The sequence below is a fragment of the Stenotrophomonas sp. BR163 genome, from assembly GCF_047520985.2.
GTDB classification, from domain to species: domain Bacteria; phylum Pseudomonadota; class Gammaproteobacteria; order Xanthomonadales; family Xanthomonadaceae; genus Stenotrophomonas; species Stenotrophomonas sepilia.
The window spans coordinates 17,121-41,811 of the sequence record NZ_JAXBRE020000030.1; the positions used below are offsets into that span (position 1 = coordinate 17,121).

The window sequence follows — 24,691 nt, forward strand, 5'->3', positions numbered from 1 at the left end:
CCTCTGGGGCAGGCCGGCATTCTACGGTTTATCCTGTGCCGCTGAAGCCGGCCTTGGTGGCCGTCACTGTGAATGAAGCGATGAGCGATACCCCTCCCGACCATCTGGCGATCAACCCGGCCAGCCCCTTCCATGATGCACAGGCGCTGGAGCGCGGCGTCGGCGTGCGTTTCAACGACGTCGAGCGCGACAACGTCGAGGAATATTCGATCAGCGAAGGCTGGATCCGCGTGCAGGCCGGCAAGGCCCGCGACCGCCGTGGCAATCCGATGACGATCAAGGTCAAGGGCAAGGTCGAGGTGTATTTCCTGGACCAGAAGCCGGAATAACCGGCTGTTCCGACCTGGGGTCAGATCCCTTTCCTGCGGAAAGGGATCTGACCCCGCTCGACGGCGCATGGCCGCCGCGTCACTCGCGCTTGCGCGATTCCAGCAGGTCCAGGTTGCGGATCAGGCGCCGCGAGATCTCGTCGGAGATCACCCCGCGCCGGGTCAACCGGAACAGTTCCTCGCGCTCGGCATTGAGGCCGGCGCTGCGCAGCTGGCGGTACCCCAGCTCCATGCGCCGCACCTTCTCCGGGTCCACGTCGGGCCCGTCGTTGTCCTTCTCCAGGTGCCGCTGGTACAGCAGGCTCACCCGCGAGGCAGCGTCGTTGTACAGCTGCACGTTCTCGGTGTTCTGGTTCATCACCAGCTGCTGGCGCATGCGCTCGACCCCGGCCAGCGCGGCCTTGGACGACAGCCGGCGTGCCAGGTCCTCTTCCTTGCGCTCGCCCGAATCGGCCGGCAGCTGCAGGCCCTTCAGCAGCTGCGGCAGCGCCACGCTGGCGCCGACCAGCGAGAACAGGATCACCGCCGCGGCCAGGAAGATCACCAGGTCGCGCGCCGGGAACGCGCTGCCATCAGGCAGGAACAACGGCAGGGTCAGCACGCCAGCCAGGGTGATCGCGCCGCGCACGCCGGCCACCGAGGTCGCCACCACGATGCGCCAGTTCGGTGCCTCGCCGCGTTCCAGGCCTCGGCGGCGTGCACGCAGCAGGTTCCAGCGCAGCGATAGCCATACCCACAGCAGGCGCAACAGGATCAGTGCCAGGTTGATCACCACCACGTACACCAGCAGCCACCATGCACTCTGGTGGCCGGACTCGTTCATGGTGGTGGTGGCGCGCTCGACGATGCCGGGCAGCTGCTCGCCCAGCAGCACGAACATGATGCCGTTGAAGCTGAACTGCAGCATGTTCCAGACGCCCGCGCGCTGTACGCGCATGCTGCCGGAGACACGGCCGGTCAGCTCGACGTAGCTCATCGCGATACCGGCGGCGACTGCGGCGAGGATGCCCGAGGCATGGATTTCTTCGGCCAGCAGGTAGGCCGCGAACGGGATCAGCAGGTTGACCAGCATCGCCGCACCCGGCTCTTCGCCGAAGCGGCGCCACAGCCAGCGCTGGAAGGTCGACACACCAAGGGTGACCGCCACGCCCACCGCAAGGCCGGCCACGGCCACCCACACGAAGGTCAGCGAGGCCGTGGCCAGCGAGAAGGAACCGGTCATCACCGCCGCCACCGCGAAGCGGAAGCAGACCAGGCCGGACGCATCGTTGAGCAGCGACTCGCCTTCCAGGATGTGCATCAGTCGCTTGGGAATCGGTGCCTTGGAGGCGATCGCGCCGACCGCCACCGGGTCGGTCGGCGAGACGATGGCCGCCAGCGCAAAGCACACCGCCAGCGGCATCACCGGAATCATCCAGTGGATCAGCAGGCCGGCACCGATGACGGTGAACACCACCAGGCCGAACGCCAGTTCGAGGATCGCGCCCTTGTCGCGGAACAGGCCCTGCTTGGGGATGCGCCAGCCATCAAGGAACAGCAGCGGCGGCAGGAACAGCAGGAAGAACACTTCCGGCTCCAGCGCGTGGCCGCGGTTGAACACCCCGGCGATGACCGCGCCCAGGCCGATCTGCACCAGCGGCAGCGGCAACGAGAACGGCAGGACGCGAACCAGGTAGCCGCTGGCGACAACGGCCACCAGCATCGCCAGGACGACTTCAATGGTATGCATGCTTCTTCCAGGAAGCGGCGCGCGGGGAGGCTCGAAGGCCAGCGCCGGAAACCCGGAAAAAACTACCACATGCGGCCATGAGCGCGACGGCCGGGGCGGTCGCGCGTCAGCCCCGGCTCATGCCCCGTCGAAGCGGTACAGGTCCATGGCGAGGAAGCCGGCGTCGATGCCGGCATCGATGCGCCGCGCACCGAAGCTGTCCTCGCCGGCTGCGCCCATCGCGAAGAACAGCGGCAGCAGGTGCTCGTCGGTCGGGTGCGCGCGTTCGGCGAACGGCGCCTGCCGGCGGTAGTCGAACAGGGCCTGGCGATCATCGGCGGCCAGGCGCTGCTCGACCCACTCGATGAAGGGCCGCACGTACGGTGCTTCCTTGCCGTCCTGGTAGTCGCCCCAGTCGTGCAGGTTGTGGGTGATGCTGCCCGAGCCGACCAGCAGCACGCCCTGCTCTCGCAGTGGCGCCAGCGCGCGGCCCAGCGCGAACTGGTGCCCGGGGCCGAGCAGCGGCTGGATCGACAGCGGCACCACCGGGATGTCGGCTTGCGGGCGCAGCAGCCGCAGCGGCACCCACGCGCCATGGTCGAGGCCACGCTGAGGGTCGAGCGCCACCGGCAGGCCGGCAGCGGCGATGCGGCCGGCCACTTCTTCGGCCAGCGCCGGATCGCCGGGCGCCGGGTACTGCAGTTCGAACAGTGCGCGCGGGAAGCCGCCGAAGTCATGGATCGTCGGCGGCTGCGGATGCGCGCCGACCCGCGGCTGCCGCCCCAGCCAGTGCGCCGAGGCCATCACGATGGCGCGCGGCGTCGGCAGGTCGCGCGCCAGCTCGGCCAGGCGCACGCCGACCTGGCCCGGATGCAGGGCGGTCATCGGCGAGCCGTGGGAGATGTACAACGAAGGCAGGCGGGACATGGAATGCTCCAGTTGCAGGGTCAGGCGGCGATCAGCGCGAACGCAGGGTCCACTTGCCGTCGCCGACCAGGAACAGCACCACCAGCGCCAGCGCCCAGAACGCCGGGTATTCCCAGCCGCCGCCGGCATTGGCGAAACCGAAGCCGTTGGCGCCGTGCACGGTGACGATGGTGCCCAGCAGCAACGGGACGCCGGCCAGGCCCACCCAGCGCGCGTAGATGCCCAGCAGCAGCGCAGTGGTGATCACCAGCTCGGCGCCGATGGTGAGGTAAGCCAGCACGCCGGGCAGGCCCAGCGATTCGAAAAATGCCGCCGTACCGGCCGGGGTGAATACCAGCAGCTTGATCAGCGCATGGACCAAGAACAGCACGCCCAGGGCCAGGCGCAGCAGGGTGGCACCGTACGGGGCCAGCGGCGAGACAGGAGCGGTCGTGGTGTGCATGGCAAAGCACTTTGAAGGGAATGGAGACAGGTTATTGCGCCTTTACGAGCCGATAAATACGATCGCTTGACCGTATTTATTTCAGAAGACGCAACAATGGACACCCTCGAGGCGATGCGCGTGTTCGTAACGGTGGTCGAGCGCAACGGCTTCAGTGCCGCCGCGCAGGCCCTGGACATGTCGACCGCCGGCGTCACCCGCCAGGTCGCGGCACTGGAAAAGCGCCTGTCCACCCGCCTGCTCCACCGCACCACGCGGCGGGTCAGCCCCACCAGCACCGGCGCCGCCTATTACGCCCAGTGCGTGCGCCTGCTGGCCGAGTTCGACGCGCTGGAGGCCAGCATCGGCGCGCAGGCGCTGGAACCCTCCGGCACGCTGCGCATCAACGCACCGGTCAGCTGGGGCATCGCCCGCCTTGGCCCGTTGCTGGCCAGCTACCGCGAGCGCTTCCCGCAGGTGGAACTGGACCTGGCCCTGTCCGACCGCCTGGTGGACATGGTCGAGGAAGGCTACGACGTGGCCATCCGCATCACCCGCGAGCCGAGCCCGGCGCTGATCGCGCGCCGGCTGGGCGAATCGCGGGTGAGCCTGTGCGCGGCGCCGTCCTACCTGGCTGCACGCGGCACCCCACAGACGCCGCAGGACCTGCAGGATCACGCGTGCCTGAGCTACAGCTACTGGGCCGCTGGCGACCACTGGCCGCTGCAGGGACCCGGCGGTGAAGTGAAGGTGGCGGTGAACAGCCTGCTGCACGCCAACAACGGCGACGTGCTGCGCGAAGCGGCGATCGCCGGCATGGGTGTGATCCTGCAACCCGACTTCCTGCTGGAAGACGCGCTGGCCGATGGCCGCCTGGTGCGCGTGCTACCGGAATGGGAGGCCTCGCCGATCGGCATCTTCGCGGTGTATGCCAGCCGTAGCCACCTGGCGCCGAAGGTGCGCAGTTTCATCGACCACCTGGTGGAGGCCGGGGTGTAGCCGAGGATGGCACTTGCCGGCCAGCGGCCGGCACTACCGTCATGCTTCCGTCTGATGCTTGCCGGCCAACGACCGGCACTACCGTCATGCTTCAGTCGGGTAGTGCCGGCCGCTGGCCGGCAAATACGAAGCCCCGATCAGGCAGGGACTTCATCCAGCGCGTCGATGATCCGCTCCAGCGGCGCCGGCTGCCCCAGCAGGTAGCCCTGCACCTGGTCACAGCCGTGCGCGGCCAGCCAATCCAGCTGCCCCGGCGTTTCCACGCCCTCGGCGATGATGGTCAGGCCCATGCTGTGGCCGAGCGACAGCAATGCGCGGCAGATCGAAGCGTTGCGCGGATTGGTTTCCACGTCGGCGACGAAACTGCGATCGATCTTCAGGATGTCCAGCGGCAGGTGCTGCAGGTAGGACATGCTGGAATAGCCGGTGCCGAAATCGTCCAGCGACACGCTGATGCCCTGCTCGTGCAGGCGTTGCATGGTCTGCATCGCCTGCGCCGGCTTGCGCATCAGGCTGCTCTCGGTCAGCTCCACGTGCAGCGCACCGCGGGCCAGGCCGAATTCCTGCTGGGCTCGGGTGAACTCGGCCACCAGGTCGCTGTTGAAGAACTGCACGGCAGACACGTTGACCGCGATCGGCAGCTCGCCCCAACCGGCCTCGACCAGCCGCCGCTGTGCCTTCGCCGCGGCGCGGATCACCCAGCGGCCCAGCGCCAGGATCAACCCGGTGTCCTCGCACAGCTGGATGAACTCGTTGGGCGGGATGAAGCTGCCATCGGCCTGCGGCCAGCGCAGCAGGGCCTCCAGCGCGGCCGGGCTGCCATCGCTGGCGTGCCGGATCGGCTGGAAGTACAGCTGGAACTCGTTGTCGATGGCGGCGTGGATGCGCCCGGCCAGGCGCAGGCGGTCGGCCAGCCGCGTGGTCACTGCCGCATCGAACCAGACCACCACGTTGCCCTCGGCACGCGCCGCGTGCGCGGCCTGCGCGGCCATGCCGATCACCTGTTCGGCGCTGTGGCCGTCACCGGCAGTGTGCACGGCCACACCGATGCGCGGCTCGAACTGGTGCAGTGAATCCTTGCCACGCATCGGCGCTGACACGATCTGCAGCAGGTCATCCAGCACGCGCTGGGTATCGTGCTCGGGCCCGATCGCGAACACGAAGTCTTCCGCCGGCTGGAATGCCAGCGTGCCGCAACGCGCCCCCAGTCCACCGAGCCGGGTCGCCATTGACTGCAGCACCGCATCGCCGATCTCACGGCCCAGCGTATCCGCCACCAGCTGCAGGCCACGCAACTGCACGAAGGCGATGGTATAGCCCTGCTGCTGCTCGTCCAGCTGTTCGGTCAGGGCGCGCACGTTGAGCAGGCCAGTGGCCGGGTTGTGCCGTGCCCGATAGGCCAGGTCGCGCTCGTAGGCCAGCCTTTCGCTGACATCCTCGGCCAGCACGAGGCACGCCGGCTGTCCATCGAAATCGAGTTTGGACAGGTGTGCGCGCACCTCGAACACACTACCGTCCTTGCGCCGGTGCAGGCGCACGGTCGCGTCCGGAGGATCGCCCACCTGTGCGCGCTGGATGGCACCACGCACTTCGTCCCAGCCTTCTCGCGGGCGGATGTCGAGGATGCTCATCGCCAGGAACTCGTCGCGGCTGTAGCCGTACTGGCGCACCGCAGCGTCGTTGACCTCGATGAAGCGCAGCGTATCCGGGTCGAACACCCAGAACGGCGCCGGATTGCGGTCGAACAGCAGCCGGAAGCGGCGTTCCACTTCGCTCACCTGCTCGCGCGCCTGGTAACGCTCGCTCAGGTCGGTCAGCGCGCCGATCATGCGCCGCTCGCTGTCGGCCACTTCCACCCGCTGCCCACGCGCGCCCACCCAGCGCACCTCGCCTCCGGGCAATACCAGGCGGAACACCTGGTCGAGCACGGCGCTGCCGGCGAATGCCTGGTCAAAGGCATGCTGCAGGCGCGCGGCATCGTCGCGGTGCACGCGTGCGAAGAAATCGGCCACCGGCAGCGCATCGGTCTGCACGCCAAAGATCTCGCGCGCCAGCGGCGACCAGCGCAGCAGTGCGGCGTCCTCATCCACATACCAGGTACAGACACGACCGACCTGGTGCGCAAGACGCAGCTCGGCGTGGCCTGTTTTCAGCTCCTCGGCCATCGCCTGCTGGCTGCGGGTGCTGCGCCGTACGGCGTACAGCAGCACCAGCAACACTGCGATGTAAGCCAGTACGATCGCCACCGACGCCTGCAGGTACGGCCACCACGGCGCCAGTACGTCTTCGTCGGCCAGGCCGACCTGCACCGCCAGCGGGCTGTGTTCCAGCGTGCTGATGGTCATGATGCGCGGTACGCCGTCGACCACACCCGGCACGCTGCCCAGCTCGACCACCGCCTGCGTGCCGAGCAGGTCACGGCGCGGCAGGCCGTAGCGGCGGCCCACCGTGCCGTGCGGATCAGGCACGCGGGCCAGCATGTAACCCTCGGCATCGCTGATCGAGACCAGTCCGTTGGGGCCGACATCGAGGCCGCCGACGATGCGTTGCAGTTCGCCACAGCGCAGCCGTGCCAGCAGCCAGCGTTCGCCGGCCATCGGCAGCGCCAACGGCACCACCCAACCGCCATCGCTGGCCCGCTGCGGCGGGCCGATGTACAAGGCGCTGCCCTGGCCACGACGCTGCGGGTCGGTCCACAGCGGCAGTTGCAGGTCGCCCTCGCCGGCCGTCAACGGTCGGCCATGGCGGTCGAGCACGGCGATGCTGTGCAGTTCGGCATGCCGGCCCAGCACCCCGCCGATGGAGGCATCCATCAAGGCCGGCGCCTGCGCCGGCACGCTGCGGAACAGCTCGGCGGCGTCGGCGGCGATGCCGGACATGGCGCGCTCCAGGTTGCGCAGTTCCAGCGCCAGCAGGCGCTCGCTGCCCACCGCCAGCGCCCGGCTCTGCCGCTGTGCCGCTTCCAGGCGGCGGTGGTAGTCATTGACCAGCATGAGGGTCAGGCCGGTTACCAGCAGCACGCCCAGCAGCACTCCGCCCCAGGTAATGGCGCGGAGCGGGCGGGCCAACGCGCGTTTCAGCGCGGGCATCGGCGGGTGTTCCTTGTGCAGTCGGCTGGCTTCATGCGCGAACGAATCCTCCACGTCCCCGACCTCAACGGCCGGTGGACGCCATTCTTGACGCCTGACCCGCCCCCGCATGGCCACCTCCCCGTGTCCGCGCAGGGTTCCAGGGTCCAGCATGCACCACCCCGGTGACGGCGTGAAGATCGCGTCTGCGCGTTCAGCCAGATCCTGCACAGGACGGGTGGCGCAAGGACGCGGCCAGTGGCGCCGGAGCGGATTAGACTTGGGGTTTTCCGCTGCAAGAGAAGTCCATGTCCAAGCTGCGCCGTCCCACCCTGGCGCTGGCCATCGTTGCCAGCCTGTCCCTGGCCGCCTGTGACCGCCCGGCCGAACCGGCCGCCGGTGCCACCGCGCCGGCCGATGCCGCCCCCGCTGCGGCCAAGCCGATGCTGGGCAGTTTCGGCTTCGATGCCAGCGGCATGGATCGCAGCATCGCCGCCGGCGACGACTTCTTCGGCTTCGCCAATGGCACCTGGGTGAAGAACACCGAGATTCCGGCCGACCGCTCGCGCTTCGGCAGCTTCAACGTCATTGCCGAGAAGACCCTGGCCGATACCCGCGCCATCCTTGAAGGGGCGGCGGGCAACACCAAGGCCAGCGGTGACGACAAGCTGATCGGCGACTACTACGCTGCCTACATGGACGAAGCCGGCATCGAGCAGCGCGGCGTTGCACCCGTGGAGCCGCAGCTGAAGGCGATCGATGCGATCACCGACAAGGCCGGCCTGGCCCGCGCCCTCGGCGGCGACCTGCGCGCCGACGTCGACCTGCTCAACGCCACCAACTTCTACACCGACCGCCTGTTCGGCCTGTGGGTGTCGGTGGACCTGCTGCAGCCGGACCGCACCGCGCCGTACCTGGTGCAGGGCGGGCTGGGCATGCCCGACCGCGATTTCTACCTGGGCGGCGGCCGCATGGCCGAGCTGCGCAAGCAGTACCAGGCCTACATCGCGCAGATGCTGCAGCTGGCCGGTGTGGCCGATCCGGCCGGCAAGGCACAACGCATCCTGGCGCTGGAGACGAAGATCGCGCAGGCGCATGCCACCCAGGAAGAAACCAATGATGTGACCAAGGGTGCCAATCCGTGGACCCAGGCCGACTTCAACGCCAAGGCGCCGGGCATGGACTGGAACGCCTTCCTCGACGCGGCCGCGCTGGGCAAGCAGCAGGACTTCATCGTGTGGCAGCCCAAGTCCGTGGCCGGCCTGTCCAAGCTGGTCGCCACCGAGCCGCTGGACGCCTGGAAGGACTACCTGGCCTTCCACGCGCTGGACCGTGCCGCCGCCTACCTGCCGAAGAAGTTCGCCGATGCCCGCTTCGCCTTCCATGGCACCGCGCTGAGCGGCACGCCGCAGCAGAGCGACCGCTGGAAGCGCGCCGTGGATGATGCCAACCATGCCGTCGGCGAAGCCATCGGCAAGCGCTATGTCGAGAAGCACTTCGACGCGAAGACCAAGGAACGCGCGGACGAGATGGCAAAGAACATCATTGCCGCCTTCGCCAAGCGCATCGACGCGCTGTCGTGGATGTCGCCGCAGACCAAGGCGAGCGCCAAGGCGAAGGTGGCCGGCCTGACCGTGGGCATGGGCTATCCGGAAAAGTGGCGCGACTACACTGGCCTTGAGATCCGCCGTGATGACCCGCTGGGCAATGCGCAGCGCGCCGAGCTGTTCGAGTACCAGCGCAACATCGCCAAGCTGGGCAAGCCGGTCGACCACAGCGAGTGGGCGATGCTGCCGCAGACCATCAATGCGATGAACGTACCGCTGGAAAACCGCCTGGTGTTCCCGGCCGCGATCCTGCAGCCGCCGTTCTTCGACGGCGCCGCCGACGACGCGGTGAACTACGGTGCGATCGGCGCGGTGATCGGCCACGAGATCAGCCATGGCTTCGACAACGCCGGTGCGCTGTTCGATGAAACCGGCAAGCTGCACAACTGGTGGACCGCCGAGGACCTGAAGCAGTTCAACGCCGCCGGTGATGCGCTGGCCGCGCAGTTCAGCAGCTACGAGCCGTTCCCGGGCGTGCATGTGAACGGCAAGCTGACCCTGGGCGAGAACATCGCCGACGTGGCCGGCCTGGGCACCGCCTACGATGCCTACCAGCTGTCGCTGCAGGGCAAGCCGGGCCAGACCCTGGAGGGCTTCACCCCGGACCAGCGCTTCTTCCTCGGCTTCGCCCAGGCGTGGCGCAGCAAGAGCCGCGAGCAGGCGCTGCGCAACTCGCTGCTGACCGATGTGCATGCACCGGGCCAGTTCCGCGCACTGACCGTGCGCAACATCGACGCCTGGTACCCGGCGTTCGAGGTGAAGGAAGGCCAGAAGCTGTACCTGGCCCCGGACAAGCGGGTCAAGGTGTGGTGATGTAACCGGAACGGGCGCCGCAAGGCGCCCGTTTCACTTGCGGGTAGCTGCCAACCTTGGTTGGCGCTTCCGCGGCACCGCGAAAAGCGTGCCAACCAAGGTTGGCACCTACCAGGCAACCGCGGGCCACTCGCGCAGGATCTCCACCGGCGCGCCCATGCGTGCACAGGCGCGGCTGGCGAGGCCGTCGGGCAGCGCACGGCGGAACAGCGGCGCCATGCCCTGCATCAGCTTCGCAGACGCCGCAGCCTGGGCGCGCTGGCGGCCACTGCGTGCAAGCATGCCTTCGGCCCAGTCCGGCAACAGCGCCGCGCCCGCACCGAGGAACACCTCGCGCGACAGCCCCGGCACCGGTACCGGCAGGCGCACGCCGGACAGCACCTCCAGCACCTCGCGCGAGCGCTCATCCACACGCAGCTCCGGCTGACGTGCACAGAAGTACGCCGCCACTTCCGCTTCGCTGCGCGGCACATCCACCGCGCCCAGTGCCTCGGCCACGCAACGGTACTCGTCGTAATAGCGATCGGCGATGTGCGCCGGCACCTCGCGCCCGTAGCGTCGGAACCCCTGCAGGAAACCGAAGGCTTCGGTCACGTGCACCCAGGTCAGCAGTTGCGGATCGTCGGCGGCGTAAGGCTCGCCCTGCGCGGTCTGGCCGCGGATCCGCGCATGGATGCGGCGCACCCTGGCCACCAGCGCCTCCACCTCGCCGCTGGGCGCATAGCTGGTGCCGGCAACGAAGGCGGTGGTGCGGCGCAGCCGACCCACCAGGTCCTGGCGGAAATTGGAGTGGTCATAGACCCCGGCCAGCGCGCGTGGGTGCAGGGTCTGCAGCATCAGCGCGCACAGGCCACCGGCGAGCATCGATGGAAATTCGGCGTGCAGCCGCCAAGTGACGCTGTCCGGGCCGAACCAGCCCGGATCGCCCTGCGGATGGTCGTAGTCGATACCACTCTGGCCGCGCGGGAAGGCGTCCAGTACCCAGCGTCGGATCGGCGCCGTGACGGGGCGGGAGAGTCGCTGCAGCAAAGCCGGCATCACAGGTCCAGGAGAGGCGGAAGAACAGTCGCGTCTTGCGCGGTTGGCTCCGATTCTCGGCGATCACGCCTCCGGCGGCGAGCCTCCCCGCTCAGCGACGGTTTCATGTGCGGCCGCAGCACGTTTCACCCTGCGACATCCTGTCGCAGGCCGTGACTGCGATGCTGCATCGCACCAATTTTCACTCCCGCCGGTCAAACCCTTGCGCCGCTTGGCATTGCCCCCATTGCACGGCTCGCTGGAAGTGCTAGAACTGGATCCGCCACACCGTCCAATGCTGATCGACGCACGTTCCACAAGGAGCCAGCCATGATTGCCTTGTTCAAGGGTTTGGGAATTCTGCTTCGCGACAACGAGCTCTACAGCAGCCCGTTCGACAAACAGGTGGCGCACTGGCGCAACCTCAGCGAGCAGCAGATCCGCGATGAAGTGGCTGTGCTGGCCCAGGCCAAGTGCCAGTGGCTGATCGCCTCGATCGTCGGCTGGCAGGCGGCCTCGCTGCTGATCCTGGGCCTGATCGCCAACTACCTGTGGCGCGACGACTTCCATATCACCTTCACCCGCGTGGTGATCGTGTTCGGCTCGTGGGTGTCGATCCTGTTCGTGATCTGGTTCATGGCCAACATGTTCGATCAGCAGGCCGGCTTCGAGCGCTGGATGAAGGCGTTCAACAGCCGCGCCCGCATCAGTTCCAAGGCCGACAGCGTGGAGCACGTGGCCGAGGCGCTGGACCTGGCCGAGCACTACCCGGAAGTGCTGGACTACAAGCAGGCGGTCACCGCCAAGCGCGAACTGCGCCACGAGGACATCCGCATCATGACCGAGATCGGCCGGATGAAGCAGCACTCCGAACTGGTCGGCCGCCTCAACCATGTGGGCGAGACCGAGCACCATCACGACCTGACACTGCAACCTGCCTACTGAGCCTTCAGGGAAGCGGGGGACCCACACTGCCACCGTGATCACTCACGGTGGCAGTGTTCTATCGGGTCCTGGCTGACGCACTGGCGGAAGCCGTCGGGTAGCCCACGCATGGCCTCGGTCTTGCCTGCTGCAACGGCGAACCGGCGCAGCGGCGGTGTGGTGCACGCGGCATCGGAGCTGCACGCTGGGTCCAGCACCAGGTAATGGCAGTGGCCACTGCTGCTGGCAATGCACTGAAAGCGCGCCTCGCCATCGACCACCGTACTCTTGCTGTACAGCGTGTCCACGCCGTTGGCATGGGTGCGGGTGATCGAGGTGTTGCGGGATTTTTCGCAGCCGGCCAGTGCCAGCACGGCAACGCACGCAATCAGCAGACGGGACATGTTCATTCCTCGGTGCAGGGGGATGCGGCTGCGGCTACATGCCGCGGAACAGGCTCATGAACGGCTGGCTGACCACCAGCGTCTCCGTGCGCCCGCGCAGGCGCAGCACGCCGCGCCCGGTATCGTCGCGGCTGACCGCCGCCACTGCCTTCATGTTGACGATGGTCGAACGATGGATCTGGCGGAAGTGCTGCGCATCGAGCACTTCCAGCAGCTCGCGCAATGGCGTGCGCAGCAGGCTTTCGCCGCTGGCGGTGACCACGGTGGTGTATTTGTTGTCCGCGCGGAAGTACGCCACGTCTTCCAGCATGATCAGCTGCGTCTCGCGGCCGTTGCTGGCGGTGATCCAGGCCAGTGGCGGGCGCTCGGCTGCGCCCTGCGATGGGCCCAACCGCTGCAGCAGGCGCTCGAGCACGGCATCGTCCTGGCGCGTCGATGGCAGCCGCGACAGGATGCGTTCGCGGGTGGCCAGCAGGCGCTCGTCGCTGACCGGCTTCAACAGGTAATCCATCGCGCCCTGCTCGAACGCATCGATGGCGTACTGGTCGTAGGCGGTGACGAACACTACCTGGGTGCGCGGGCTCAGCTCGGACAGCGCGCGTGCCACCTCGATGCCGCTGATGCCAGGCATGCGGATATCGAGAAAGGCGATGTCCGGCTGCTTCTCGGCCAGCTGCTCCAGCGCGCTGGCGCCGTCCTCGCACTCGGCCACCAGCTTCAGGTCCGGCCACAGCCGGCGAAGTTGCTCCACCAGCGACTGCCGCAGCAGTTCTTCGTCTTCAGCGATCAGTGCCTCAAGCGGCATGGCTGCGCTCCTTGTGCGACTGCGGCAGGGTCATGGTCGCTGCCACGCCACTGGGGAAGTTGGCGACGATCGCCACGCCGGCCTGCTCACCACAGGTCAGGCGCAGGCGCTCGCGCAGGTTCTTCAGGCCGATGCCGGTACCACTGGTGCCCTGGCCGAAGCCGAGCCCATCGTCGGCCACGGTCACCGTCACGTGGTCATCGAAGCCGCGCGCCAGGATCCAGATCGTGCCTCCGCCGGGCTTGGGTTCAAGGCCATGCTTGATCGCGTTTTCCACCAGCGTCTGCAGCGCCATCGCCGGCAGGTGCACGCCATGCAGTTCGTTGGGCACCTGCACTTCCACCGCCAGCCGTGCGCCCATGCGGATGCGCAGGATCTCCAGGTAGGCGCGGGTGCGTTCCAGCTCCACGCCCAGCGTGGACACCGATTCGTCCACCTGTGGCAACGAGCTGCGCAGGTACTGGATCAGGTGGCCGAGCATCTGTTCGGCACGCGCCGGATCGGTGCGGGTCAATACCTGCGCGTTGGCCAGCGTGTTGTAGAGGAAGTGCGGTTCCACCTGCGCATGCAGCAGGTTCAGCCGCGCCACCGACAGTTCCTTTTCCACCTGGGTCTGTTCGGCCGCAGCCTGTTCGTCGCGGCGCTGGTCGGCGACGCGGCGACTGATCGCACGGGTGACTGCTTCGGCGTTCTCGAAGTTGCTGCCCTCGTCCAGCGCCAGCAGGTCGGCCCACCAGCCGGCATCGGGTTCGAACAGCAGGGTAACGGTGCTGGTGCCCTGCCCCGGCGTGACCGTTGCCAGCACGCTGTTGCGCTTGATCGCCAGCCGCGCAGGCAGGTTCCAGCGCGACGGCTGGCGGCCATTCCAGAGATCGACCCGGCGTACATAGGCGCGCACCTGCAGGCTGCCGGCCGAGCTTTCCACGTCTTCCACGCGGGGTAGTTCGGAGATCGCCGCCTCCACCACCGAGAAGGCGTGGCTGGCGTCCATCGGCAGTTCGATCTGGCGGCGCTGGCGACCGGACAGGGTGGTGGCATCCAGGCGACCGGCGACCAGCCAGACCCGGCGGATGTGGGTGATGGCACTGCCCAGCGCGGAAATGATCAGGAACATCGCCAGCAGGCCGAAAATCCAGCCTGGGCCATCGTTCATGCCACTGAAGACGCCGCTCCAGACCATGCCAGCGACGAACAGCGCCGCAGCCCAGGCCAGCAGGTGACGGAACAGGAGTGAGAGGCTGGCGAACACGGCGGCGCCTTGGAGGAAGGGGGTGAGCCGAGCATAGGGCGGCCGGCCGGGCAAGCAAGCGGCCTGCGACGAAGGGCCGGAAAGTGCGGATGGAAGCCGTTCTGGTAGTGCCGGCCGCTGGCCGGCATCCCGTTATGTCCGCAAACCTGGCAGCAGTGCCGGCCAGCGGCCGGCACTACCGGTGCTTCTTACTTGCGCTGGCCGGCGCTGGCGTCACGCACGGCGCGGAACGACTCGTCCTTGCTCCAGTTCGGCCAGGCACGGGAGTTGGCCAGCTGGTTGCCCAGCGTGTACAGCACTTCCAGGTCGCGGGCGGCACCGGCGAACACCCAGTCCGGCTGCCATTCGTCGCCCTGCTGGTGGTAACGCTTGGCGGTGTAGTCCTCGGAGGCTTTCTTGCCTGCGGCGACGCCACCGTCCACCCAGTCCTGGCCGGCCGACCAGGACAGCGCCGGCACGCCACGCTTGGCGAACGGGAAGTGATCGGAGCGGAAGAACAGGCCCGCTTCCGGCTTCGGGTCCGGCGTGTAGCGGATGTCCCAGCCCTTGGCCACGTCCTTCAGCTGGTCCAGCAGCTCGAAACGCGCGGCGCCGTAGATGCCGAAGTCACGCGACGGGCCGAATGGCGCCATGCCATCCATGTTGATCACCGCCACGGTCTTTTCCAGCGGGTACAGCGGATGGGTGGCGTAGTACTCCGAACCCAGCAGGCCCTTTTCCTCGGCGGTGACCGCCAGGAACAGCAGCGAGCGCTGCGGGCGCTTTTCCTTGGCGAAGCCACGGGCAAGCTCGATCAGCGAGGCGGTACCGCTGGCGTTGTCCAGTGCGCCGTTGAAGATGCGGTCGCCACGCGCGTCCGGCTCACCCACGCCGATGTGGTCCCAGTGCGCGCTGTAGATGATCGTCTCGTCCGGGTGGCGGCTGCCTTCCAGGCGTGCGGCCACGTTGTGCGAGGTGATCACTTCGGTCTTCACCGCGTACTTCGCGTCCAGGCTGGCGCCGGTCAGCGGCACCGGGGTGAAGTCGCGCTGCTGCGCCTTCTTCTTCAGCGCCTCGAAGTCCTGCCCGGCGGAGCGGAACAGCTCCACCGCCAGGTCGCGCTGGATCCAGCCTTCCAGCAGCGGGTGGCTTTCGGCCGGGTTGTCGCGCACCACGTCGAACATGGTGTTGGTGTTGGAACCGGCCACGGTGGCCCAGCCATAGGAGGCCGGTGCGGTCTCGTGCACGATCAGCACACCCAGTGCACCCTGGCGCGCGCCTTCCTCGTACTTGTAGGTCCAGCGGCCGTAATAGGTCATGCCCTTGCCGTCGAAATCACCCTGGCCGGTCTCGAAGTCCGGATCGTTGATCAGCACGACGGCGATCTTGCCCTTCAGGTCCACGCCCTTGAAGTCGTCCCAGTTGCGCTCCGGCGCTTTCACGCCATAGCCGAGGAACACCAGCGGGGCCTTGCTGATGTCGACGTTGCTGGCGCCGTTCATGGCGGCGCGCACGGCAATCTGCTTGCCCTGCTCCAGCGCAACGGTCTTGCCGCCCTGGTGCAGCGCCAGTTGCGGTGTGCCGACGATATCGCCCTTGCGCAGCGGCACGGCCTGGGTCCACAGGCGCTTGCCGTCCTTCAGGTCGCCGCCCGGCTGCAGCCCGGCATCGGCGAACTGCTTGCTGAGATAGGCGATGGTCTTCTCTTCGCCAGCGGTGGCCGGCGAGCGGCCTTCGTAGCCGTCGGAGGCCAGTTCCTTGACGTCGGCGGAGATCCGCGCGCCATCGAATTTCGGGGTGGCCGCCATCAGTGCGCTCGACACCGACAGGGCCAGCACGCCCAGTACCACTCGTTTCATTGCTCTCTCCAGCAGGGAAATCCTTCTGGAGTGTAATGGGATTCGGCAGGGCTGCGCCCTGCACCTGCCGACACAACGGCAACAGCCGAAGCAACAGCAAAGGCTGGTTTCCTGAGGGTAGGCGGGGTGGGTCCGGTTGCGGGGGACGCCGTAAATACGTCCATGTAGGCTCGGTCGCCGCATCCATGCGGCTCACGCCCCCGCAACCGGACCCACCCCGCCTTCGACAGGTTCCCGCTGCTGTTGGTGGGTGTCGACCATGGTCGACACGGACGGAAACAAGAAGGGGTCAGATCCCTTTCCCGGCAGGAAAGGGCTCTGACCCCATCTGTGTGTCGCTTGGGCGTGTTACCAGTTCGGGTCTTCGGCCGGGGCGGCAGCAGGCTTGGGCTTCGGCTTGGCCACCGGGCGCGCGGCGGTAGCCGGTGCTGCCGAGGCCGTTGCGCCAGCAGCAGCGGCAGCCGGCTTGCTGCCCAGCTTCTGGCGCAGTTCGATCTGGCCCGGACGGAAGCCGCCGCGCATCGCGTCAACGCCATCTTCGATGGTGCCGTACGAGGTCTGCGCAGCCACGCGGTCGATGCGGATGGTGCAGCACGGGTGTTCGCTGCGGCCCAGCGAACGGCCGGTCTGCGGGTCCTTCAGTTCCTCGCCCAGGCGCACGGCCTGCCAGCGCTGGCCGGCCTGCACGGTGTCACCGCCCTGGCTCAGCACCACCTGGTCACCGTCCACCGACACCACCGATACCGGGAACAGCGTGGTGACGATGCTGGTGCCGATCTGGCCGGACAGCGATTCCATCATCGCCGCAGCCATGTTGCGGCCGTTCACCACACGCGGCAGGGTGCTCGGGCCGGTCGAGGCCAACTGGTGGTCGAAGCTGTCGGACATCACCACCTGGCCGGTGGTGGCGTTGATCAGGCGCAGGGTGATGCGGCCGCCACCGGAGTACGAGGTCACCTGGCGGTCGGACATGCGCAGGTTGCGCACGCTGCGCGGGTACTCGAAGCGTTCGATGGTCGGGATCAGGATCAGGTCGGTCGCCAGCTGCTGGCCGACGCGGGCAGTGTCCTGCAAACGCACGTTGCCGCTGTTGATGTGGTCGATCTCGGCCTGCAGTTCGTCGCCGAACTCGCGATCCAGCACGATGAAGCGCTGGGTCTGGGTCAGCGTGTCGGACAGGCGTGCGCGGATCGCGTCGGCCACTTCATCGGCGCTCACGCGGCCATCGCCCACGGCATAGCTGCCGGCCTTGGTACGCGGCAGCGCGACCACGATCTTCGGCTTGCCCTGCTCGTCCGGTGCGCGGTACTGGGCGATCTGGGCACGCACGCGTACCTTCCAGTAGCTGCGCATGCTGCGGTGGGTCACGTCGGAATCGAACGAGCTTGCGCCACGCTTGGCATCGACGCTGACCTTCTCGTCGTAGCGCTCCTTGACACTGGCCGAGGCACCGCCGCCCTTGGCCGTGGCTTCGCCAGAGGCGCTGGCAGAGGCCGAACCCTTGAAGCTCCAGCCTTCATCGCTGGCGCGCACGCGGGCAATGGTTTCCTCGTCCAGCTGCCGCACTTCTTCCTGCGACAGGATTTCATAGCCCAGCACCGCGCCCTGCGAGCCGGCGATCATCTGCTGGGTGAACGCGTCGGCGCGGATATCGCCGACGTGTTCATCATCCACGTCCACATGCAGGCCTGCGCGCAGGCCCTGCATCTGGCTGGCCACGCGTACGCCGTTGACCTGCGCCACCGCCGACTGCAGCGCCGCCAGCACCGCCAGTTCCGGGGTGCTGCCGATGCCGTCGGCCTCGCGCGCGACCTGGGTGGTGCCGCCGAAATCCGGCGTGCCACGCAGGGGCGCTGCTTCCACTGGCGCATTGCTGGCCAGTGCACTGGTTGCCTTGTCCTTGGCGGGTGTGGGCGCATCGGCGGCCGGGGTGTCCTGCTTGCCGCAGGCTGCAAGCAGCACGGCAGCCAGGCCCAGGCCGATCAAACGGGAGGTCGTACGCATGGGGTTGATCCTCGGATCAGATCGAGTCGAGCATCGAATCGGCGTTCGACGGCACCTTCACCTTGCTCTTCTTGGCGAAGGTCACGGCCGACTTGGTCGAGCCGTACAGGCCCTGGATGAAGCCCGGCGATTCCTTGGCCACCCATGCACCGGCAGCCAGCTTGCGGCCGACGGTGGCCATCTGGGTGGCGCCCAGGTTCTTCATGCCGGCGGTGAAGTTGCTGGCTTCGCCGCCCAGCTTCTGCGCTTCGGCAGCCGACGCCAGCAGCGAGACCAGGCCTTCGGCATAGTGCTGCTTGGATTCAGCGTTCAGCTCCGGCTGCGCGGCCTGGCGCTCGTCGATCGCGGCCTGAGCGGCTTCGCTGACCGACACCGACTTCTTCATCGCATCGACGCTGACCGAACCCGACGACAGCGCCTGGCGCTCGGCTTCCAGCAGCTGCACCTGCTCGGCCAGGCCGAAGGCACGGGCGAACGAGGTCTGGGCCTGCAGCGAGTGCGACTGCGAGCTGACGAAACGACGCACCAGTGCTTCCTGCGCGGCTTCATCCGGTGCGGCGGCGCTGGAGGCGCTGCTGCTGGAGGTACCGGTGGCGGCGCCGGCCAGGTCCTTCAGCTTGCCCAGGCCCGCGTGGGCCGGCATCGACAGGGTGGCGGCCGCGATGGCCACGACAAGAGCAGTATTGCGGATCATATGAGTGTCCTTTGGGAGAGACGGCCGCGGTGCGGCACGTGGGGAATCGGTAACCCCGGTGGATGCCGAGCGCGCTCGGTACCCACCGGGGTGGCGGATCAGCGGACCGCCTTGACGTTCAGTTCGTTGATCATCTGCTGGGCGGCCTTTTCGGCAGCCAGCTGCAGGGCATTGGTACGGGCCACGGTTTCATTCGGGCCGGTACCGGAGAACTGCACCGGGCCGACCGACGACACGGTGCGCGGGAAACGACCGGTCACATCCAGCACCTTGCCGGTGACGGTGACGAACACGCGGGTGTTGCCACTGGCCGGGTCGCGGTCGCGCATGCCGATGTCGAGGGTGCCGACGGCGATGTACGGAATGTTGGCCGCACGGATGCCGTTGGCGGTGTCACGCAGGGTGGCCGGGGCCAGGTCGTTGCCGGTGCTGAAGTCCTTGCGGATGCGCTCGATGCTGAGCAGGCCACGCGATTCGCCTTCCACGTATTCGGCTTCAACCACTTCGTAGCCCGCGGCGCTGAAGGCCCCGGTCATCGCGGTGTTGACCTCGGCGGCGTTGGCCACCTTCCAGGTGATGTTGTCGGCGCGCGCGGTGGTGCTGCCGCCGCTGGTGACCGACACCGAACCATTCTGGTTGATGCTGCCGTTGGTGCTGACCGAGTTGCCGCGGAAGCTGTCGCCCTCACGGGTGTTCTCGCTGTAGCTGCTGCTGGCGTCGACGCGGCGGTATTCCTTGTCCTGGAACGACTGCACGGTGTCCTGCGAGCGCGCCATGAACAGGAAGGTCAGCAGCGAGCGCTGCGCGGCGGTGGCACCGGCCACGGCCGAACCCGCATCCAGCTTGGTCTGCAGCAGGGTGGTGTTGATCTCGGCGCGGACGGTGACGGTGTAGGTCTTGGCCTTCTTGTCTTCGGTGTCCGACAGCGGCACGGCGCTGAGCACGTAGCGGTCGATCTCACCGATGAACTCGGCGCGACGCGCTTCGAACAGGCGCAGCTTGGCCGCACCGGTTTCGGCGATGTACGCCTCCAGGGCATTGACCTTGGCCTTGTTCAGGGCCTGGGCACGGGTATCGGCACTCAGGCGCAGGCCGTAGCTGGCCGAGCCGGTGCCGCGCGAACTCGCGGTCTGCGCAGCGACCGGCGAGGCCACCACCAGCGCGATGAGGATGAGCAGGATGGTACGCATCAACGACATGACTTGATCAACTCCTGGAGGGCTTGGGTCTGCTGTTGCAACGGGCGGCCGCCCGGCTTCTGTTCGTCCAGCCAGGCGCGCGAATCGGCACGCTTGGCGGCGGCGCCGGCGAAGGCATCGAGCCCGGCCAGCATGGTTTCGTAGCTGGCCGACCACTGGTCGACCTGCCACTGCGTGGCCGGCACCACCTTGGTGGCGCCCTTGCGCAGCGGCTGTTCGAAATAGACCTTCCCCGAGAACGGCTCGGTCACCCTGGCGGTGAAGAAGGCGCCGAACAGCATCGTCTTCATCGCCGGGGTTTCCTCGATCACACCGCTCTTCAGCGCATCGACCTGCAGGTTGATGACGTAGTCGGGCTCGGGAATCTTCAGCTGGTAGACCTTGCCGTCGGCAAAGCGGGCAGCCATCGCGCCACCGATCGCCTGGCCCGAGGCCGGCGGCAGCAGCCCGACGCCGGTGTTGGACGACAGCGTCTTGGACAGTTCATGGGCGAGGGTGGCGCGCAGCGGCGCTTCCCACTTCGGGTCGGGCAGCTTGGCGCGGACCGCGTCGGACAGGGTTACACCACCGACCTGCAGACGGCGCACCGCCGCGTCGGGCAACCTGGCCTGGGCGAGGCTGGCCGCCAGCACCTGCGACAGGCTGGTATCGGCGCCACCATACAGCAGATCGGCGACGATCGCGTCGATATCGTCGTTGTCCGGTCGGTAATCCTGCACGTCGATGCGCTGCAGGGTCAGCGGATAGGACGCGATCACCTGGCGCTCGCGGAAGTCGAAGAACAACGCCTGCAGCGCCACTTCCACCAGCACCTTGTACTGGTCGCCGATCGGCTCGACCGAGACCAGTTCGCGGTCCAGCGCCGCGGCCAGCACGGTGGCGCTGGTGGTGCCGTCGAGCATCGCCACCGGCTGGTCGATCAGCTCCAGGTGGGCCGGTGCGCGGCGCTTGAGCGACTGCGCCAGCGTCTGGTTCAGCGGGATCAGGCCACGCCGTTCCAGCACCGCATGCGCATGTGGGGTGGTCGCCTGCACGGCGGCGGCGTCAGCGGTATAGGCAAAACCGGCCCAATAGGCCTGCTGCGATTTGTCCGCGGCCTGCACGGCCATCGGCCATACGGCCAGGCACAGGGCACAGGCAAGCAGGCGCGCAAAAGCGCGCGATGCGCTCTTCGTCCTTGAATACATCCAACCGCTCCTCGGTCAATACGCACGGAATGCGGGCGCTGATGCGTCCGCTGGGCGCGAAACATAGCCGCTAAGGCGCGCGGCGACAAGTGCTGTCCTTGTCGGCTCAGTCCGTGGGGGGCAGGCCCGCCCGTTGCCGCAACAGTCCGCGCTCGGCCTGGTTCTGGCTGAGCCGAGCCGCCTCGCCAAAAGCGTCACGCGCATCCTGCTCGCGCCCCAGTGCCTGCAACAGCTCGCCACGCACCACCTGCAGCGGCGCGTAGTCAAGCAGGCGCGCGTCGACCAGCAAGGGCTGCAGCTGCGCCCAGGCGGCAAAGGGACCGTCGCTGCGCAGGATCGCCACCACCCGGTTCAATGCCACCACTGGCGAAGGCTGCACCTGCAGAAGCTGTGCATAGAGCGCAGCAATGCGCGGCCAATCGGTATCCTCGGGGCGGCGCGCCGCTGCATGGCAGGCCGCAATGCGCGCCTGCAGCACGTAGGGATCGTCGCCACCACCCGCGGCCAGCGCACGCGCCAGCACCTGCTGCCCACGTTCGATCTGCAGCCAATCCCAGCGTGCGCGGTTCTGCTGGTCCAGCAGCACCGGCACGCCCTGCGCGTCCACCCGCGCCGCTGCGCGCGAGGCCTGCAGCTCCATCAGCGCCAGCAGGCCCAGTACCGGCGGCACCGGCAACCGATGGGCCAGGATGCGGGCCAGCCGCAGCGCTTCCTCGCACAGCGCCGGGCGCATCCAGTCGTCGCCGGCGCTGGCCGCATAGCCTTCGTTGAACACCAGGTAGATCGCCTCCAGCACCGAGGCCAGGCGCTCCGGCATCGCCTCCGCGCGCGGCACTTCATAGGGCACCTGCTTCTGCGTCAGGGTGCGCTTGGCGCGCACGATGCGCTGGGCGATGGTCGGTTCCGGCTGCAGGAACGCGCGCGCGATCTCCACGGTGGTCAGGCCACCGAGCAGGCGCAGGGTGAGCGCCACGCGCGCATCGGCCGGCAGCACGGGATGGCAGGCCACGAACATCAGCCGCAGCAGGTCATCGCCCAGGTCGTCCTCCAGCGCCTGGCTGTCATCGGGTGCCGGCAGCGCCGCCGGATGCAGTTCCTCGCCCCATTGCGCGTGCTGCTGCGCCACGCGCTGGTGCTGGCGCAGCACATCGATGGCACGGTTGCGCGCGGTGGTCATCAGCCAGGCTCCGGGGTTGTCCGGGATGCCCTGCTCCGGCCAACGCTCCAGCGCGGCCAGCCAGGTGTCCTGGGCCAGTTCCTCGGCACGGCCGACATCGCCACCGAGCAGCCGCGCCAGGCGCGCGATCAGCACTGGCGACTCCATCCGCCAGAGGGCTTCCAGACGCTGCGTCAGTGCGGGCTCGAGCATGCGCCGATCACAGCACGCACGCCCGGCCCGCACAAGCGCCGCAGCTCACGCTTCAACAATCGGCTTGAAGCCGCCCCAGAACATGCGCTTCGTATCGAACGGCATGTCCTTCGGGCCCAGCGACGCCAGTCGCGGGTCGGCCATCACCTTTGCGTTGATGCGGTCGCGTGCCGCGCGCGAGCGGAACACCACGAAGGCGACGATCACCGTCTCGCCCGGTTTCGCCTTGACCGCGCGCGGGAACGAGGTGCTCTTGCCCGGCTCCACATCGTCGGCCACGCATTCCATGTACTGCAGCGCGCCATGGTCCTTCCACACCGCGCCGGCCTTGCGGGCAAGGCGGCGGTAGGCCGCCACCTTGTCCTGCGGGCACGGCAGCACGTAAGCGTCCACGTAAGCCATGCGGGTTCTCCTGCGGCGGCCGTCAGCCCGGCTCGCCGTCCATGTGTGCGATCTCCCAGAGATGGCCGTCCAGGTCCTGGAAGCCACGCTGGTACATGAAGCCGTAGTCGCGCGCCGGCTGCGGTTCGCTGGCGCCGGCGGCCAGGGCCTTGTCCACCAACTCGTCAACGGCCTTGCGACTGGGTGCCGAGAGTGCGTTGATCACTTCGGTGTGGGTATGCGCGTCGGCAATCGGCTTGTTGGTGAACTGCTGGAAAAAGGGCTGGGTCAGCAGCATCACGTAGATGCTTTCGCTGATGACCATGCCGGCCGCGTCGTCGTTCGTGTACGTCGGATTGAAGCTGTAGCCCAGCGCGGTGAAGAACGCCTTCGACTTCTCCAGGTCCTGCACGGGCAGGTTGACGAAGATCATCTGCGGTTGTGGTGCACTCATCGTTGAAGCTCCTTGTGGATGACAGAGGCGGGATCAGGGCTGCTTCATGCAGTTGACCATCCACGGCTTGCCGTAACGGTCGATCAGCATGCCCCAGCGATGTGCCCAGAACGTTTCGCCGATCGGCATCTGTACCTGGCCACCTTCGGCCAGCGCGGCGAACACGCGTTCGGCTTCTTCGATGCTGTCGACATCGACATTGATGGTGGTCGAGCCGCCCTCGCCGCCGCCGGGGCCGTCGGCTGCCATCAGGATGGCGTTGCCGATCTCGAGCTGGCTGTGCGCGACGTGGTCGAGGGTTTCCGGCGGCATTTCGTTGCAGCCCGGCGAGCCATCGGAGGGCGGCATGTCGCGGTACTTCATTTCCGAGGTGACCTGGCCACCGAGTGCCTTGGCATAGAACGCCATTGCCTTGTGGGCCTGGCCGCTGAAGCCGAGGAAGGGAATCAGTCTCATGGCAATACTCCGTTGTGCGGTTCAGGGTGGTAGTGCCGGGGCGTGCCCGGTTGGGAGAGGAATCGGGTCAGCCTTCCAGCTGTGCACGCAGACGCTGTTCCTGCTGCTGTAATTCGGGGGTGAAGGCTTCACCAAAGTCTTCTGCGGAGATCAGGGGACGCAGTTCCAGCGTGCCGCCCTCGCCGAACGGCGCACGGCTGGCCCATTCAACGGCCTCGTCCAGCGACCGCACCTCCCACAGCCAGAAGCCGGCGATCTGTTCGCTGGCAGGACCGAACGGACCGGCCTCGACCTTGGGTGCCCCGGCGCCGAAATGAATGCGACGGCCGCGCTGGGTGGCGTGCAGGCCTTCACCGGCCAGCATGATGCCGGCGGCCACCAGTTGTTCGTTGAAGGCACCCATTTCGGACAGTTCCTGTTCGCTGGGCATGCGGCCGGCTTCGGAGTCGGCGTTGGCCTTCACGATCACCATCACTTTCATTTTGGTCTCCCGTGGGACGCGTGGTGCGTGCCCTTCACTGGGTACAACGAACCAGGGGACTGGGAATCGACACGTCTGTTGGAAATTTTTTTTCTTCCGCGGAAGGCACGCCTTCGGCGGGAGTCGGCGAACGGCGGAGCCCCTCCGTGGTGGGTGGGAGTCGCTGAAAGCTCGGTTCATGGGTTTGGCCGGGTGGGTAGGCGGGTCGGGGGACGCCGTAAACCCATCCATGAAGTGACCCCCGAGACTTGGACGGGGTCAGGCGGCCGATTGGGCCTGCTCCCGGTACTTTACCGGGCTTAGCCCCTTCAATTTCAATCTGATTCGCTCTTGGTTGTAGTACTTGATGTACTCCAC

23 protein-coding genes are annotated in these 24,691 nt (G+C 67.6%); 4 read left to right on the top strand and 19 right to left on the bottom strand.

Annotation, left to right across the window (positions count from 1 at the left end; translation table 11 throughout):
• Positions 1-80: 80 nt before the first annotated feature.
• Entirely contained in the window at positions 81-329 is a 249-nt protein-coding gene (locus ACM0PY_RS18235) for a DUF3297 family protein (protein ID WP_180886301.1), read from the top strand.
• Positions 330-408: 79 nt separating this feature from the next.
• On the opposite strand, the gene ACM0PY_RS18240 is transcribed toward ACM0PY_RS18235, so the two are convergent.
• From ACM0PY_RS18240 to ACM0PY_RS18250, 3 genes are all read right to left on the bottom strand, one after another.
• Complete coding sequence (locus ACM0PY_RS18240) at positions 409-2,058, bottom strand: Na+/H+ antiporter (protein ID WP_069140060.1); 1,650 nt, start codon at positions 2,056-2,058, stop codon at positions 409-411.
• 117 nt (positions 2,059-2,175) lie between these two features.
• Positions 2,176-2,964 carry a dioxygenase family protein gene (locus ACM0PY_RS18245; RefSeq protein ID WP_180886299.1) on the bottom strand — a complete coding sequence of 263 codons (789 nt, stop codon included), beginning with the start codon at positions 2,962-2,964 and terminating at the stop codon, positions 2,176-2,178.
• 31 nt (positions 2,965-2,995) lie between these two features.
• Positions 2,996-3,406 (bottom strand): DoxX family protein, encoded by a 411-nt coding sequence (locus ACM0PY_RS18250; RefSeq protein ID WP_061478627.1) that lies wholly within the window; start codon positions 3,404-3,406, stop codon positions 2,996-2,998.
• A gap of 96 nt (positions 3,407-3,502) precedes the next feature.
• Here ACM0PY_RS18250 and ACM0PY_RS18255 point away from each other — a divergent pair, with 96 nt between their 5' ends.
• Positions 3,503-4,384, top strand: coding sequence for a LysR family transcriptional regulator (locus ACM0PY_RS18255; protein WP_180886295.1), 882 nt, complete (start codon positions 3,503-3,505; stop codon positions 4,382-4,384).
• Positions 4,385-4,521: 137 nt separating this feature from the next.
• Here the strand turns inward: ACM0PY_RS18255 and ACM0PY_RS18260 are convergent, their stop codons facing one another.
• Positions 4,522-7,584 carry a bifunctional diguanylate cyclase/phosphodiesterase gene (locus tag ACM0PY_RS18260; RefSeq protein WP_180886303.1) on the bottom strand — a complete coding sequence of 1,021 codons (3,063 nt, stop codon included), beginning with the start codon at positions 7,582-7,584 and terminating at the stop codon, positions 4,522-4,524.
• A 176-nt stretch (positions 7,585-7,760) separates the two neighbouring features.
• Here ACM0PY_RS18260 and ACM0PY_RS18265 point away from each other — a divergent pair, with 176 nt between their 5' ends.
• Positions 7,761-9,872, top strand: coding sequence for a M13 family metallopeptidase (locus ACM0PY_RS18265; RefSeq protein WP_180886293.1), 2,112 nt, complete (start codon positions 7,761-7,763; stop codon positions 9,870-9,872).
• Positions 9,873-9,980: 108 nt separating this feature from the next.
• On the opposite strand, the gene ACM0PY_RS18270 is transcribed toward ACM0PY_RS18265, so the two are convergent.
• A complete protein-coding gene (locus ACM0PY_RS18270) occupies positions 9,981-10,910 on the bottom strand; it encodes an oxygenase MpaB family protein (RefSeq protein ID WP_111201830.1) in 930 nt (309 codons plus the stop codon).
• 309 nt (positions 10,911-11,219) lie between these two features.
• Between ACM0PY_RS18270 and ACM0PY_RS18275 the strand changes: the two genes are divergently transcribed.
• Positions 11,220-11,834 (top strand): hypothetical protein, encoded by a 615-nt coding sequence (locus ACM0PY_RS18275; RefSeq protein ID WP_005415104.1) that lies wholly within the window; start codon positions 11,220-11,222, stop codon positions 11,832-11,834.
• 38 nt (positions 11,835-11,872) lie between these two features.
• Here the strand turns inward: ACM0PY_RS18275 and ACM0PY_RS18280 are convergent, their stop codons facing one another.
• The 14 genes from ACM0PY_RS18280 to ACM0PY_RS18345 form a co-directional block, all read right to left on the bottom strand.
• On the bottom strand, positions 11,873-12,217 hold the full coding sequence (locus ACM0PY_RS18280) for a hypothetical protein (protein ID WP_111201828.1): 345 nt from the start codon (positions 12,215-12,217) through the stop codon (positions 11,873-11,875).
• 34 nt (positions 12,218-12,251) lie between these two features.
• Positions 12,252-13,022, bottom strand: coding sequence for a LytR/AlgR family response regulator transcription factor (locus ACM0PY_RS18285; RefSeq protein WP_088496427.1), 771 nt, complete (start codon positions 13,020-13,022; stop codon positions 12,252-12,254).
• Entirely contained in the window at positions 13,012-14,271 is a 1,260-nt protein-coding gene (locus tag ACM0PY_RS18290) for a histidine kinase (protein ID WP_134972552.1), read from the bottom strand. Before ACM0PY_RS18290 ends, ACM0PY_RS18285 begins: the two co-directional genes overlap by 11 nt.
• A 188-nt stretch (positions 14,272-14,459) precedes the next feature.
• The gene (locus ACM0PY_RS18295) at positions 14,460-16,109 is read right to left on the bottom strand and encodes a M28 family metallopeptidase (RefSeq protein WP_180886291.1); all 1,650 of its coding nucleotides are present in this window, start codon (positions 16,107-16,109) and stop codon (positions 14,460-14,462) included.
• A 348-nt stretch (positions 16,110-16,457) separates the two neighbouring features.
• On the bottom strand, positions 16,458-18,113 hold the full coding sequence (locus tag ACM0PY_RS18300) for a CsgG/HfaB family protein (RefSeq protein ID WP_180886289.1): 1,656 nt from the start codon (positions 18,111-18,113) through the stop codon (positions 16,458-16,460).
• A 16-nt stretch (positions 18,114-18,129) separates the two neighbouring features.
• Positions 18,130-18,807: a hypothetical protein gene (locus ACM0PY_RS18305; RefSeq protein ID WP_151355430.1), complete on the bottom strand. Its 678-nt coding sequence runs from the start codon at positions 18,805-18,807 to the stop codon at positions 18,130-18,132.
• 98 nt (positions 18,808-18,905) lie between these two features.
• Entirely contained in the window at positions 18,906-20,006 is a 1,101-nt protein-coding gene (locus ACM0PY_RS18310; protein WP_061478618.1) for a hypothetical protein, read from the bottom strand.
• Positions 19,997-21,193 carry a hypothetical protein gene (locus tag ACM0PY_RS18315; RefSeq protein ID WP_134971989.1) on the bottom strand — a complete coding sequence of 399 codons (1,197 nt, stop codon included), beginning with the start codon at positions 21,191-21,193 and terminating at the stop codon, positions 19,997-19,999. Before ACM0PY_RS18315 ends, ACM0PY_RS18310 begins: the two co-directional genes overlap by 10 nt.
• A 106-nt stretch (positions 21,194-21,299) precedes the next feature.
• Entirely contained in the window at positions 21,300-22,562 is a 1,263-nt protein-coding gene (locus ACM0PY_RS18320; protein ID WP_180886287.1) for an RNA polymerase sigma factor, read from the bottom strand.
• Between the two features lie 45 nt (positions 22,563-22,607).
• Positions 22,608-22,964: a DUF1428 domain-containing protein gene (locus ACM0PY_RS18325; protein WP_032128771.1), complete on the bottom strand. Its 357-nt coding sequence runs from the start codon at positions 22,962-22,964 to the stop codon at positions 22,608-22,610.
• Positions 22,965-22,986: 22 nt separating this feature from the next.
• Positions 22,987-23,397, bottom strand: coding sequence for a VOC family protein (locus tag ACM0PY_RS18330; protein ID WP_005415091.1), 411 nt, complete (start codon positions 23,395-23,397; stop codon positions 22,987-22,989).
• A 33-nt stretch (positions 23,398-23,430) separates the two neighbouring features.
• Positions 23,431-23,853, bottom strand: a complete 423-nt coding sequence (locus tag ACM0PY_RS18335) for a VOC family protein (protein ID WP_134971994.1) — start codon at positions 23,851-23,853, stop codon at positions 23,431-23,433.
• A 67-nt stretch (positions 23,854-23,920) separates the two neighbouring features.
• Positions 23,921-24,334, bottom strand: coding sequence for a YciI family protein (locus tag ACM0PY_RS18340; protein ID WP_032953878.1), 414 nt, complete (start codon positions 24,332-24,334; stop codon positions 23,921-23,923).
• A 258-nt stretch (positions 24,335-24,592) separates the two neighbouring features.
• A partial coding sequence (locus ACM0PY_RS18345) for an IS3 family transposase (RefSeq protein ID WP_423171149.1) occupies positions 24,593-24,691 on the bottom strand: 99 nt, incomplete at its 5' end.

Bases quoted from the DNA above. Each gene is read 5' to 3' on its own strand.
- ACM0PY_RS18240 (WP_069140060.1), bottom strand. From the start codon at position 2,058: ATGCATACCATTGAAGTCGTCCTGGCGATGCTGGTGGCCGTTGTCGCC.
- ACM0PY_RS18315 (WP_134971989.1), bottom strand. From the start codon at position 21,193: ATGTATTCAAGGACGAAGAGCGCATCGCGCGCTTTTGCGCGCCTGCTT.
- ACM0PY_RS18330 (WP_005415091.1), bottom strand. From the start codon at position 23,397: ATGAGTGCACCACAACCGCAGATGATCTTCGTCAACCTGCCCGTGCAG.
- ACM0PY_RS18255 (WP_180886295.1), top strand. From the start codon at position 3,503: ATGGACACCCTCGAGGCGATGCGCGTGTTCGTAACGGTGGTCGAGCGC.
- ACM0PY_RS18270 (WP_111201830.1), bottom strand. From the start codon at position 10,910: ATGCCGGCTTTGCTGCAGCGACTCTCCCGCCCCGTCACGGCGCCGATC.
- ACM0PY_RS18245 (WP_180886299.1), bottom strand. From the start codon at position 2,964: ATGTCCCGCCTGCCTTCGTTGTACATCTCCCACGGCTCGCCGATGACC.
- ACM0PY_RS18265 (WP_180886293.1), top strand. From the start codon at position 7,761: ATGTCCAAGCTGCGCCGTCCCACCCTGGCGCTGGCCATCGTTGCCAGC.
- ACM0PY_RS18280 (WP_111201828.1), bottom strand. From the start codon at position 12,217: ATGTCCCGTCTGCTGATTGCGTGCGTTGCCGTGCTGGCACTGGCCGGC.
- ACM0PY_RS18305 (WP_151355430.1), bottom strand. From the start codon at position 18,807: ATGATCCGCAATACTGCTCTTGTCGTGGCCATCGCGGCCGCCACCCTG.
- ACM0PY_RS18310 (WP_061478618.1), bottom strand. From the start codon at position 20,006: ATGTCGTTGATGCGTACCATCCTGCTCATCCTCATCGCGCTGGTGGTG.
- ACM0PY_RS18250 (WP_061478627.1), bottom strand. From the start codon at position 3,406: ATGCACACCACGACCGCTCCTGTCTCGCCGCTGGCCCCGTACGGTGCC.
- ACM0PY_RS18295 (WP_180886291.1), bottom strand. From the start codon at position 16,109: ATGAAACGAGTGGTACTGGGCGTGCTGGCCCTGTCGGTGTCGAGCGCA.
- ACM0PY_RS18275 (WP_005415104.1), top strand. From the start codon at position 11,220: ATGATTGCCTTGTTCAAGGGTTTGGGAATTCTGCTTCGCGACAACGAG.
- ACM0PY_RS18320 (WP_180886287.1), bottom strand. From the start codon at position 22,562: ATGCTCGAGCCCGCACTGACGCAGCGTCTGGAAGCCCTCTGGCGGATG.
- ACM0PY_RS18235 (WP_180886301.1), top strand. From the start codon at position 81: ATGAGCGATACCCCTCCCGACCATCTGGCGATCAACCCGGCCAGCCCC.
- ACM0PY_RS18335 (WP_134971994.1), bottom strand. From the start codon at position 23,853: ATGAGACTGATTCCCTTCCTCGGCTTCAGCGGCCAGGCCCACAAGGCA.
- ACM0PY_RS18260 (WP_180886303.1), bottom strand. From the start codon at position 7,584: ATGCGGGGGCGGGTCAGGCGTCAAGAATGGCGTCCACCGGCCGTTGAG.
- ACM0PY_RS18285 (WP_088496427.1), bottom strand. From the start codon at position 13,022: ATGCCGCTTGAGGCACTGATCGCTGAAGACGAAGAACTGCTGCGGCAG.
- ACM0PY_RS18325 (WP_032128771.1), bottom strand. From the start codon at position 22,964: ATGGCTTACGTGGACGCTTACGTGCTGCCGTGCCCGCAGGACAAGGTG.
- ACM0PY_RS18300 (WP_180886289.1), bottom strand. From the start codon at position 18,113: ATGCGTACGACCTCCCGTTTGATCGGCCTGGGCCTGGCTGCCGTGCTG.
- ACM0PY_RS18340 (WP_032953878.1), bottom strand. From the start codon at position 24,334: ATGAAAGTGATGGTGATCGTGAAGGCCAACGCCGACTCCGAAGCCGGC.